General features: G+C 54.7%; 9 protein-coding genes and 1 tRNA gene. 9 read left to right on the top strand and 1 reads right to left on the bottom strand.

Translation table 11 applies throughout. From position 1 onward, the window contains the following. Positions 1-16: 16 nt before the first annotated feature. The 3 genes from asd (at position 17) to ACZ5AL_RS07755 (ending at position 1804) form a co-directional block, all read left to right on the top strand. Positions 17-1084: an aspartate-semialdehyde dehydrogenase gene (gene asd / locus ACZ5AL_RS07765; RefSeq protein ID WP_464509796.1), complete on the top strand. Its 1068-nt coding sequence runs from the start codon at positions 17-19 to the stop codon at positions 1082-1084. Between the two features lie 43 nt (positions 1085-1127). Then, entirely contained in the window at positions 1128-1676 is a 549-nt protein-coding gene (locus ACZ5AL_RS07760; protein ID WP_464509794.1) for an N-acetyltransferase family protein, read from the top strand. A 52-nt stretch (positions 1677-1728) separates the two neighbouring features. Beyond that, positions 1729-1804: transfer RNA gene (locus tag ACZ5AL_RS07755), tRNA-Gly, on the top strand. 60 nt (positions 1805-1864) lie between these two features. Here ACZ5AL_RS07755 and ACZ5AL_RS07750 read toward each other — a convergent pair. Beyond that, on the bottom strand, positions 1865-2791 hold the full coding sequence (locus ACZ5AL_RS07750) for a glycosyltransferase family 2 protein (protein WP_464509793.1): 927 nt from the start codon (positions 2789-2791) through the stop codon (positions 1865-1867). 53 nt (positions 2792-2844) lie between these two features. On the opposite strand from ACZ5AL_RS07750, the gene ACZ5AL_RS07745 reads away from it, so the two are divergent. The 6 genes from ACZ5AL_RS07745 (at position 2845) to ACZ5AL_RS07720 (ending at position 12074) form a co-directional block, all read left to right on the top strand. Then, positions 2845-4002, top strand: a complete 1158-nt coding sequence (locus ACZ5AL_RS07745) for a glycosyltransferase (RefSeq protein ID WP_464509792.1) — start codon at positions 2845-2847, stop codon at positions 4000-4002. Positions 4003-4405: 403 nt separating this feature from the next. After that, positions 4406-5113 (top strand): response regulator transcription factor, encoded by a 708-nt coding sequence (locus ACZ5AL_RS07740; RefSeq protein WP_464509791.1) that lies wholly within the window; start codon positions 4406-4408, stop codon positions 5111-5113. A gap of 536 nt (positions 5114-5649) precedes the next feature. Then, positions 5650-6405, top strand: coding sequence for a response regulator transcription factor (locus tag ACZ5AL_RS07735; RefSeq protein WP_464509790.1), 756 nt, complete (start codon positions 5650-5652; stop codon positions 6403-6405). Positions 6406-7030: 625 nt separating this feature from the next. Beyond that, positions 7031-8200, top strand: coding sequence for a glycosyltransferase (locus tag ACZ5AL_RS07730; RefSeq protein WP_464513284.1), 1170 nt, complete (start codon positions 7031-7033; stop codon positions 8198-8200). A 35-nt stretch (positions 8201-8235) separates the two neighbouring features. Next, positions 8236-9696, top strand: coding sequence for an undecaprenyl-phosphate galactose phosphotransferase WbaP (gene wbaP / locus ACZ5AL_RS07725; protein WP_464509789.1), 1461 nt, complete (start codon positions 8236-8238; stop codon positions 9694-9696). A gap of 47 nt (positions 9697-9743) precedes the next feature. Further along, positions 9744-12074: a polysaccharide biosynthesis tyrosine autokinase gene (locus ACZ5AL_RS07720; protein ID WP_464509788.1), complete on the top strand. Its 2331-nt coding sequence runs from the start codon at positions 9744-9746 to the stop codon at positions 12072-12074. Positions 12075-12124 lie beyond the last annotated feature (50 nt).

Raw genomic sequence — 12124 nt, 5'->3', positions numbered from 1 at the left:
ACTTATTTTTGTCGTCATGACTTCTCGTTCTCTCCGTGTAGGCATTTTGGGCGCTACGGGCGCTGTTGGACAAACCTTTGTACGCCGCCTGGCCGACCATCCATGGTTTGAGATCAGCGCACTGGCGGCGTCAGAGCGTTCAGCAGGAAGCCCGTATCGCGAGGCTGCAAACTGGCTGAGCAGTGCTCCCATGCCCGAATCTGTAGCGGATATGGAGGTCGTGCCGTGTGAGCCAGGTGAGGTAGAAGCCGACCTGGTATTCTCTGGGCTGAGTTCGTCGGTCGCTGGCGGATTGGAAGCCGACTTTGCGCGGGCCGGGTTTCCGGTCATATCCAATGCCAAAAACTATCGGATGGCCCCGGGCGTGCCGCTGCTCGTCCCCGAAATCAATGCCGACCACATCGGGTTGATCGATCAGCAGTCGTGGGGCGAGGGCGACGGCTTCATCGTCACAAATCCCAACTGCTCGACGGTCGGGCTGGTTTGTGCGCTTGCGCCGCTCCTGTCGTTTGGGGTGGAGGCGGTACAGGTGACCATGCTCCAGGCGCTCTCGGGGGCAGGCTACCCAGGCGTCCCCTCACTCGACGCGCTCGGCAACGTTATTCCGTATATCGGGGGAGAAGAAGACAAGCTCGACGAAGAGCCGCGCAAGATTTTGGGCACGTTTGAGGCGGGCAGCATCGCCCCTGCCGGATTGGCGGTGAGTGCGCAGTGCAATCGAGTGCCCGTTCGCAATGGTCACTTGGCGTGTGCCTCGGTACGCTTTGCGCGGTCGGTAAGCCCTAGTCAGGTTGAAGAGGCGTTGCGCGCATACGAAAGCCCGGCCGATGTGCAGAGTCTACCCTCTGCGCCCGAGGCACTCATCGCCGTCGATGACGCTCCCGATGCTCCGCAGCCGCGTACGCATGTGCGTGCAGGCGACGGCATGACCGTGACGGTGGGGCGCATCCAGCCATGTACGGTAAACCATGTGAAGTTCGTGGCGCTCTCGCACAATACCATTCGGGGCGCTGCCGGCGGAGCCATTCTAAACGCCGAGATCTTGGTGGAACGCGGACGTATTCAGCCTGCTGTGGCAGCCTAACGCCAGGCAGATACGCTATTTCTTTTGGTCTCTTGAGTTCGTTATGGCCTCTTCAAACATATCACTGCGCGCGGCAGAGCAAGCCGACCAATTCCCATTAGAGGCGTTATGGCAGCAATTTATAGAAAGCCAAGCGGCCTCTGACGAGCGGTTGACTCCCGCTGACGACGCTGCCGAGCGTTGGCGCAACGACTTTCCGCTGTGGCTTGATGATACCACGGTGCGCTTGTGGGTTGCCTGCTCCGACGATACCAGCGATATAATCGGCTTCGTGCGCGCTCACCGTACCGGGCCACCGCCGCTGTATCAGGACTACAGCGAGATTTATATCGATGAGGTGTTTGTCGTGCCAGCGCACCGGCGCACCGGGGTTGCTACGGCGCTGGTTGATCGTGCTGTCAAATGGGGAGGCTCCGTTGGGGCCGACCGGTTGCGGCTGTCTACCGCAGCAACCAATAAGGCCGCCCGTAGCTTTTGGGAGTCACGCCGCGCCCGTCCGATGGCTACGGTGTGGACCGAGTCAATAGAGCCCACAGGGGAAGAAGAGGGAGACCGCGAAGGGTCTGCAAAGATCGGGTTTGCTTGGAACTGATCCCGCATTTTTGTATTTGAGAGGGTGCTTTTATGAACGACGCGGCACACCAGCGGGTGTAGCTCAGTGGCTAGAGCATCTGCTTGCCATGCAGAAGGTCGAGAGTTCGAATCTCTTCACCCGCTCCACAAAACGAACGCGACTTGATCGAAAGATCAGGTCGCGTTTTTTGTTTGATGTGCACAGCGTCATTGCAGTGCCGGGTGCGACCGCGTAAGGATAGCACGGATTCCTTGTAGATGGCCTTTCAGCGCGTCGTATTTACCGACTTTCGATGAGGTGAGCAGCGCCACCAGTTGGCCAAGCACAGCCCACCAGAATGCGGGGTACCGCAGCGGATGGTCGATGCTCTTTTCGAGGAACCAGAAGCGGTCGACCAACTTGCGTGCTCGATAGTCAACGGAAGTGTATCGAGACGGAGGGGCATGGTGGAGAAACTGGGCGCGAGGAACCCCAACGAGGCGTCCCATTTTTCCGACACGATATGAAAAGTCCAGATCTTCCAGCGAAGCTCCTTCTACATCCGTATCGAATCGGACCGTGCGTATCGCCTCAGCTCGATAGGCTGTGCATCCTGTATTAAGCCATTCTGTAGATACGAGATCGGTTTGATTTTCCAGGGGAGTCGCATATTCTGAGGTGTGCCCAGAAGGAAGTACGCGCCCAGGCGTGGGGGCATCCAGTAAAAAGAAATGCTCCCAATCAATTGTTGAAGGAGAGGCATTATTGGGCAGGGGAGTCACCTCTTCTACAGCACCGGCCCCGTACACATCGCTGTTTTCGCGAAGCGTTTGTGTGAGATGGTGCAGGCAGCCTGTACAAATTGTGATGTCATCATCAAAGAAAAAGACAAACTCAACATCGTTCGGCATGGCATCTAGACCCACGTTGCGCTGACGTGCAGCAGAGGGAGGTCCGGTGTGCCGATGATGCACGATGTCCAGCGAAAGCGTTGAGACGGTGTGGGCATTTTCATCAAATGCAGGAGCATCGCTTGCATCAATGACATACACGCGTGGGAGCAAGGCGCCCTCCTGGGCTTGCAGGGTTTGAAGCGTATGCCGCAGTGGACCGGGGCGGTTGCGTGTGCATATGATGGCAATAGAGTGGGACACAGGAGGTGAAGCATCATTTCGTGTGTAGCGATACATCTACAATACACCGCTTCATGGCCAAAATCAACAGCGAGCGTCACACATCGACGAAAGGTAGCGAACCCGCACTGCGTGTGGCCCATCTCACGTCCGTGCATCCCCCGTTTGATCCGCGCATTTTTCACAAGCAATGCAAAACGCTGCGCGATGCTGGCTTTGATGTTCACCTTGTAGCGCAGCACACCCAGTCAGAAACGGTAGATGGAATTGCCATCTCTGCACTCTCCGAAGTCAGTGGGCGCTATGCACGCATCGCATTGCAAGCCCCTCTGTACCGCCAAGCATACGCGCTTCAGGCTGATGTGTATCACATCCACGATCCCGAACTAATTCCGCTGTTGTGGTTGTTGAAGCAGACTACCGGCGCCTCTGTCATCTACGATATGCACGAGGATTACGCCTCGCGCGCCGGACTGGAAGGTCGCCTGCTGCGTGCACTGGAGCGATGGTGTTTTCGCTGGATGGATCATGTCGTGTACGCAAATGCTGTGCATCGGCGTATCGTTGCGTCATTGGCGCCAGCAACACGGATAGCGAATTACGTGCAGCCCACCGAGCAGCACAAAAAGTTGCATCAGCGGCCCGATCCACCGCCGTTTACGTTGTTGTACACAGGAGTTATGAGTAACCAGGGGGGACGGGGGCTGTCAAACTTGATCGATTTGGCTTGTGCGTTACGGGATGCTTCACACAGATGGGCGCTTCGCCTTGTTGGTGTATGTTATGTGCCGAGCGATCGTCAGCAGATTGAGCGCCGCATACGTCGTGAAAAATTAGGACCGTATATTGAACAAATAGGGTGGTCTACCTATGTGCCATGGCAGAGGATGCAGCCCCATTATGTGCAATCGCATGTAGGGTTAGTACTCGGAACGGATCACCGTAACACGACCGAAAAAATTCCAACCAAGTTTTACGAGTACATCTCGTATGGTTTGCCGATTATCTGTTCTGACTTCCCGCTATGGCAATCGTTTATTGAGCGGCATGGATGTGGAGTGGCTGTGCCCCCGGGTGATGCAGAAGCCGTGGTTTCGGTGTTACAACATTGGATGGATGATCCCGCCCAGTATCAGGCCTATGCGAAACGAGCTCGCGAAGCGGCTGATCAGTTTCAGTGGGGGGGTATGGGCGATCGATTGGTGACTCTCTACAAAAAAATGATAGCCTGAAGCAAAAACATGGCCATTCGTTCACAACGTCGTGAGTTGCCCCCGATTTTCGGCAACGCACCTTTCGAAGCGGGCTTGACAGCAGTGAATGTAACGTTCGCCGACAAAGTAAAACCAGCATGCTGAAAGTGTGTAGGAATAGTGAATTAAGTCCATATTAGGTCACTGCGGAATGTTAAAGAAGGAAAAAGAGATGGTAGCGGGAGCTTTCGGCGTTAATGGACGTGAGGTGTGTTAGCGCATAGTACAATACGCCAAAAGTGCATAGCCGTACTACCGTACATACCGTATGCTAAGGCACCCAACCGCAAGAGTGGTTTATCAATAAGTACTTGTACTGGAGAGCACACAACGTGCTACCGGTTTCCTCCCAACCGTACGCTCAATCAATCCCCATCTCGTTATGAAAAACACCGACTCTAAGACGCGTACCGACCACATACGAGTTTTTCTTGTAGATGATCATCCGGCTATTCGCGAGGCGATCGCTGATACCATTGATCAGACCATTGATATGGATATCTGTGGTGAGACGAGCTCTGCCGATGAGGCGTTTCACATGGTAGAAGAAGAAAAGCCTGATGTGGCCATCGTAGATATTTCTTTGGATGATGGGCATGGGCTCGACCTGGTCCAAAACATCCGAGCGCAGTATCCAGATGTCAAGATGATTGTGTTCTCGATGTATGACGAGAACGTGTATGCCGAGCGGGCCATTCGAGCAGGCGCTTCAGGCTACCTTATGAAGAGTGAGCCTACGCAAAGTATGCTCAAAGCCATTCGTCGTGTAAATGACGGAGAAGTCTATCTGAGTCGTCGCATGTCATCGCGCATTTTGAACAAGGTAGCAATGGGGCGTTCTTCGTCGCCCAGTTTTCCCATTGACGATCTTACAGACCGGGAGATGGCGGTCTTTCAAATGCTTGGCCAGGGATACAGCATCAAAGACATTCAAGAGCGCTTAAACCTCACACGTAAGACCATTGAAACGTATCGCCGTCGTGCCAAAGAGAAGCTAGGGTTCGACACGGTGTCTGAGCTCTTGCAGTATGCCGTACAGTGGACGTACGGCCAAGGAACTGACGATACCGTACAACCTGAGGAAGTTTAATCATAAAGCGTGTGAACAAAAGCGAAACGCATGCAGACAACACAGCAGATGGATCCAAAATAGCACCGTGCTACCTTAGATAAAGCCTGAATCAAATTTGTGTCTGGCTATCTTGAGGGAGCATCCTGAATTACACTGCGAACCACAGAAGTGGCTATAGCACACGTCCAAATCTGAAAGAGAAACGCCCTGCAAGAGCACTGCAGGGCGTTTTTTATGCTTGTGGATGCATCGGTCGGAGACAGCGAATACTGAACAGTGAGGCAACTACACGTCTTCTGACGTAGGCACACGCCAAAACTTACATTGGGAGTACGCCTTTTGGGCACGGCTAAAATGCGCTTGATGTGCCCCCAAACGCGCGTGCAATTAGCCGTTGATCCGGTGACCGGTGTAGTATATTCAGCGTGTGTTGATGGCAGCACACCTCCTACCCTGAGATCGCCCCCCCATGTGACGAAAGCCGCTCTGTGGCTTCGCACACGATCATAGGCAGGTGATCTATTCTCATGTATTTGGAGATTCCTGCATTTGTTATGACTTCTCAACAGCAAGACGCCCCCTCTGGTCCGTCTCCCACTGCAGGAGGCCGTACCCACGTGTTTATTGTGGACGATCACCCCGCCGTTCGTGAGGCCATTGGAGCCACTATATCGCAGCGCGTCAATATGCGTGTGAGTGGCGAGGCAAGCACCGGTGCAGAGGCGTTAGAGCGCATGAAGCGCCGTCCGCCTGATGTGGCTGTGGTCGATATTTCACTCAAAGATATGCACGGTCTTGATTTAATCGAACGGCTTCGAACCGAGCTCCCCGAGGTCCGGATCGTTGTGTACTCTATGTATGATGAATCCGTGTATGCCGAACGCGCTCTGCGTGCTGGCGCGGCTTCGTATGTCATGAAAACAAAACCAACCAATGAAGTCATTCAGGCTATTGAGAGTGTGCATGGAGGAAATGTGTATTTAAGCCGTCGTATGTCTTCGCGTATACTTGGCAAAGTAATCCGTCAGCAAGACTATGAAGTCGGAGCTACGACCGAGAAGCTCACCGACCGTGAAATGACGGTGTTTCGGCTGTTGGGGAAAGGCGAAACGGTACGCGATATTGCTAGCAAACTGGACTTGAGTCGCAAAACCATCGAAACGTATCGCCGTCGCGCGAAAGAGAAACTCGGGTTCGATACCGTATCTGAACTCTTGCAGTATGCCGTGCAGTGGACGTATGGACGGGAAGGCGAAAGCAGGCAAAACAGTGCAATGGAGGAAAATGCGTCCAGAGCATCAACTGAATAAGCCATCTCTAACTGATGCAATAGTAGTGTCGTGTTACAACTGAAGGACAGGGGCATGCGTTTTTCGGTACGTTAGGGGCCCCGTTAAATGATGGCATCTTGAGCGGGGCAACTGCATCTAGCAGGTGCGAAGTCCTAATACGAGCGCAGCACGACCCCGAATCAAGTCAGGAACAGGCGAACGTAGAGGGGGGGGGGGTCGATTGCCTGCCAGGGCCGAGGAGTCTTTGCTTGCCTTCTAAAAGCACTGCTTTCCTTAGCAAAGGTGCACATCCACAGGGGAGGTTTGGCGCATTCGCTATCGTCTAAACGGTGCAGTGAGGCGCGTACTTTGCACGCATCAGAAGGCGCCAAGGGGGCGCCGAAAGTAGATGGATGCTGTGCCACTTATCAGGGGGTATGTGCGCTCTGTTGATACAGCCACTGCCCCCATTGCATCGTAGCTTAGGGGTGTCTTTTTCCGATACAGCCTCCGCGATATTTCTTCGACGAGACGCCTCATGAAAAACGATTTCTCGCATTCACATTTGGGGGAGCAACGCACAACCGCTGCAGATAGCCAGGGCGATGGGGCGGCGCAAGGCGCTCCATCGACCAACGGATCGTTTACCGTGGATCGATCTGCTATGCGGGCCATCACACAACCGGCTCTGGTTCATGACTGGTTGCCTGTATACGCCGGGGCCGAGCGCGTTCTGGAGCAGATGATTCATGCGCTTCCAACGGCAGCGCTGTACAGTCTCATTGACTACGTGCCCGACGATCAGCGCGCTTTTCTGCAAGACAAGCAGGTAACAACTTCATTCATTCAACGCCTCCCCTTCGCACGAAAAGGATACCGGTATTATCTCCCCTTGGCGCCACTTGCTATTGAACAGTTTGACCTTCGCGATCATGATGTGGTGGTGTCGTCAAGTTATGCGGTGGCCAAAGGTATTCTAACGCGTTCTGATCAGTTGCACATCAGCTATGTGCATAGCCCAATGCGCTATGCCTGGGATTTGTATCACGATCATTTAGAGCAAGGAGGGCTTACGAAAGGGATGCGCAGTGCCATAGCGCGCCTCATCTTGCATTACATGCGGCTTTATGATGCAGCTGCCGCCCCGCGTGTAGACGTGTATGTTGCCAACTCTAAGTACGTAGCACGTCGTATCTGGAAGACGTATCGGCGCCGTGCCCACGTGGTGTATCCACCAGTAGACATCAACGCGTTTACGCTACAACCGGATAAAGAGGACTACTTTCTGACAATGTCGCGGCTCGTGCCCTACAAGCGGGTTGACTTAATCATCGACGCGTTTGCAGAGATGCCTGACAAGGAACTGATCGTCATTGGAGATGGCCCCGAGCGAGAGGCATTAGCCCGCAAAGCAGGCCCCAATATTACGTTGTTGGGACATCAGCCCGAAGAGGCGGTGCGATACTACATGCAGCATGCACGGGCATTTGTGTATGCTGCGGAAGAAGATTTTGGCATCACACCTGTGGAAGCGCAAGCTTGTGGAACACCCGTTATTGCATATGGACAAGGCGGGGTAACAGAAACCGTAGTGCCAGGCACGACTGGACTATTCTTCCACAAACAGACCGCTGAATCAGTAGCACAAGCCGTGTTTCGTTTTGAGCGTCTCGATGAGCCGCTTGATCCGGTGCGCATTCGTGCCCAAGCAGAACAGTTTAGCCCCGACCGTTTCCGGCAGGCGTTTCGCCACCTTGTACATCGCAGCTACACAGCATTTCAGTCGGACACGCCCTGGGCGACCGATATATTCGCAGATCCCCCCTCACGTTAATGCGCGGTCCCATGTCGCTTCTTGATAGGTCTCCCATGATTTCTGTTCCGGCTGTTCCGGCAGGAGCCCCCACAGCCGTCATGCAGCCGGCACGCAACGTCACGCAACAAGACGTGGCTGTGGCGCAAACGGCGCCGTGGCGTACCACAGCTGTGCTTTTAGCTGGAGATACCCTCGCTGTGGCATTTGTGATGTACGTAGTATATGTCGCCAGCCTGTGGGTCATGCCCAGTCTTGCTGATTCGGTCATGCACGCGACGCCTTGGGTGGTTGCCGGTATGCTTGCATTATACGGAAGCTTGGGCACATACCGTACGGTGGTACAGCATCCGGTGCATGAGTTGCGTTTTCTGTTCAACCTTGTTGCCGTGTGCGCCTTAGGGGGAGCGTTCTTGATGTATGCCCTCACCCAGGAAGTAGGCTATACCCTACTCGTAGCAGGAGGAGGCGTCGTAGCAATGGCCGTGTTGCCCGTTGTACGCACCATGACACGCATCGTAGGTGCTCAACTGCCGTGGTGGGGATTGCCTGCTGTCGTGGTCGGGGCCGGCGATCAAGCTGCTCGCATCACCGATACCCTGCGCCGATGGCCTGAAATCGGCTTACGGCCTGTTGCGGTATGTACACCTCTACACGGAGTGCATCCCGAACAAGCCTCTGAAGCTGCATTGCAGTGGGCAAAACGTTACCAAGTGTCCTACGCTATTATTGCAGATACGCAGGGAGACGGAGAGCAGCGTGCCCGCCGGTTCGCCTCTTACAGTCAGTTCTTTGAGCACGTGTTCGTAGTGCCTCCTACGCAGGGTATGGTAGCAGCCTGGACGACGACGCCTACCTGCGAAGGGCTCTATGGCTTTGGCATTCGGCATCTACAGCATCAGCCGGTAGCGCGTTTTGTGAAGCGAACCATCGACGTGGTGGGGGCGCTGGTCCTTCTCTTTATACTGTTCCCTGTGTTAACCGTACTGGCAGGGGCGGTGCGCATGTCCTCGTCGGGGCCTGTGTTCTACCGGCAGACCCGAATGGGTTACCAAGGGCGCAGCTTTACCGTCCTCAAGTTTCGGACTATGTTTACCGATGCTGATGCCCGACTCGACAAACTGCTCTCTCATGATCCAGTCAGCCGGGCTGAATACGAACGATACCATAAGCTTCAGAATGATCCTCGGGTTACAGCAGTCGGGCAGTGGATGCGTCGGTATAGCCTCGACGAACTGCCGCAGCTCATCAATGTGCTGCGTGGCGAGATGAGCCTTGTAGGGCCTCGCGCCTACATGCCCAAGGAGCTGTTTCAAATGCGTGGAATGAACCGCGTAGTGCTTCAAACGCCTCCGGGTATTACGGGTCTGTGGCAAGTATCGGGGCGCAACGCAGTGAGTTTTGATGTCCGTATCGATCTGGATATTCACTATGTGCACAATTGGTCACCATGGCTTGATCTGTACGTCCTGGCGCGCACGGTACCCGTCGTTTGTTCGGGTAGTGGCGCTCATTAACCCCCCTAATTAGTTCCCTGCTTTTGTAACGTTTACCCCCCAATGCAATGAACAACGAATCGAATAATGCCCTAGACCGGCCTCGCAAAAAAGTGGAAGGCATTGGTCTTTCGAGTGCTACCGATACACACGGAGAGTCTGCAGCAGTAGATCTTAACATGGTGTGGAGCACGATTAAGCGGGGCAAGTGGATCATTGTAGGGACCTGCTTGCTCATGATCTCGGCGTTTGCTGCGTACACGTTTGTCGTGGCTCCCGAATATGAAGCTGTGGCCATGGTGCAGGTCGAGCGACCCCAACAGGCCCCCACCGTGCGCATCGACTTGATGCCCGAGCTAGAAAATGAAATCGGCGTATTAGAGCACTCCGGCTCATTAGCGCTTCGCGTCGTTCAGGAATTGCGTACCATCTCCGACACTCTCAGCACCCCGATGGCGTTGTTTGAGGCCGAAGAAGGAGCCGATGTGTCCGATTATGAGGTGATGGAGCGCCTCCAAGACATGGTGGGCTTTACGGCGATCCCCGAACAGAGCATGATCCGTATTACCGCGCTTAGCCAGTACCCAACGGAGGCAGCTACCGTTGCCAATGTGTACTCGGAAGCATATCGTTCGTACAGCCGGGAAACCGCCCGTGCTGGGGTGAGTGCCGCCCGCCAGTTTTTGGAGTCACAGCTCGAAAATCGAGAGCGCGAAATTGGAAATATAGAACAGGAGTGGCAGCGATTTGCCCAGGCCAATGCTATTGCTGTGGATGGCCAAGATGGCAATCGCGTAGCAGCTGAGTATGTGGAGATGGTTGGGCAACGCGACCAGTTGGAGTTTCAACTGCAAGAAGAAGTACGCACCCTTGAAACCGTGCGCGGTCGTCTATCTCGTGCCGAGGCGCAGTTTGGAGGGGACGTAGAACGCGATCAGTCGGTGCAAGCGCTCCAAAACCGTCTTGCCGCTGCTGATCAGGAGATGGCAGAGTTAGAGGGGCAGGCCGAAGTGTATTATCGCAACAATCCCGCACTGCGTGGGAACGAGTCGCAGGTCCCCGAACTGGCCAACATCGTAAACCAAATCGAAAGCCTGCAAGATCGCAAGCAGCGCCTCAACGATTCGCTCATTGCAGCAACCGCTACGGCAGATCCTGATCTGATCGGGGGCACAGCCATCGAACGGCTGGCGACCCTGCGTGCTCGCCTTGAGGAGCAAGAGGCAACGGTACGTCAACTCGAAGGCCGCATTGAGCGTCTTCATGCGCGCATCAATAATCACGAAAGCCGTATCGAGCAGATTCCGGGACAAACGGTAGAGCGCGAACAGCTAGCTCGCCGCCTGAATCAGGCCGAGCGGTTCTATGCCGATATGGCTATGGAACTGCAACGTACGGTAGTTACTGAAGAGTCGGAATTGGGCTACGTGCAGGTGGTTCGGACGGCCTCGGTACCCATGCTCCCGGTCAGCCCAAACGTACAGCAAAACCTGATCTTGGGGCTGCTGCTCGGGCTCGCATTTGGCATCGGCGGGGCATTTGTACGACAGGCTATGAACTGGCAGATCTACAACCCAGAAGACATTCAGAACAGTGGATTTAGCCTGGTGGGCGTCATTCCCGATATGAAGCGGGAAATCAAGAGCTCATTTAACGGCAAGCAGACGGTTGAAGTGAATGGGCGCCCGCTTAGCACAGCGCTGATGCCGTTGCTGAACCCATGGTCGCCTATTACCGAGAACTACCGATTGGTGCGCACCAACCTGCAGTTCGCGCAGAAAGAGCTGGATGCCGACTCGCAAGTACTCATGGTTACAAGTCCAGAGCCGGGCGACGGCAAAAGCACAACGGCTGTTAACCTGGCTATCACAATTGCTTTGAGCGGACGCAAAGTGCTTCTGGTCGATGCTGATTTGCGGCGCCCAACCATCCACAAGGTGCTGGGCATCGATCGCTCACCGGGGCTTGCTGAAATGCTGCTGCACAACGAAAAGCATGATGTGGTCCAACGCACGTTCATTGAGAACTTTTACTGTGTGCCTGCAGGGGCCACCAAAGTGCCTCCCACTGAATTGCTCGATTCAGAGCGCATGGAGCGTCTCATTGAGATGGGGCGCGAGCGTTGCGACGTGGTTATTGTAGACACGCCGCCCGTGCTTGGTGCAACCGACGCACTTGTAATGAGTGCGCTGTGCGATGCCGTGTTGGTGGTGGCTTCGGCTAACAAAACCGATCTGCGAGCGCTTCAGTCGGTCGAGCAAACCTTTGCTGCCATCAACGTGCCGCTAGCCGGGGTGATATTCAACCGGTTCGATGCAGCCCAAAGCGACTCGTATGCCTACCGCTACGGCTATGGGTACGATAGTTCGTATACGTACATGCCCGAGACGACCTCGTAAAACCCTGTTTTTGCAATGGGTAGACAGCGGGCGCTGCACATTGCGTTTTA

The organism is Natronotalea proteinilytica (assembly GCF_055379935.1).
The sequence above is the reverse complement of the archived record's forward strand: the minus strand, read 5'-3'. Positions and strand labels throughout refer to the sequence as shown.

Coding starts and splice junctions, on each gene's coding strand:
- wbaP (WP_464509789.1), top strand. CDS start 8,236: ATGATTTCTGTTCCGGCTGTTCCGGCAGGAGCCCCCACAGCCGTCATG.
- ACZ5AL_RS07730 (WP_464513284.1), top strand. CDS start 7,031: ATGCGGGCCATCACACAACCGGCTCTGGTTCATGACTGGTTGCCTGTA.
- ACZ5AL_RS07735 (WP_464509790.1), top strand. CDS start 5,650: ATGACTTCTCAACAGCAAGACGCCCCCTCTGGTCCGTCTCCCACTGCA.
- ACZ5AL_RS07760 (WP_464509794.1), top strand. CDS start 1,128: ATGGCCTCTTCAAACATATCACTGCGCGCGGCAGAGCAAGCCGACCAA.
- ACZ5AL_RS07720 (WP_464509788.1), top strand. CDS start 9,744: ATGAACAACGAATCGAATAATGCCCTAGACCGGCCTCGCAAAAAAGTG.
- asd (WP_464509796.1), top strand. CDS start 17: ATGACTTCTCGTTCTCTCCGTGTAGGCATTTTGGGCGCTACGGGCGCT.
- ACZ5AL_RS07740 (WP_464509791.1), top strand. CDS start 4,406: ATGAAAAACACCGACTCTAAGACGCGTACCGACCACATACGAGTTTTT.
- ACZ5AL_RS07745 (WP_464509792.1), top strand. CDS start 2,845: ATGGCCAAAATCAACAGCGAGCGTCACACATCGACGAAAGGTAGCGAA.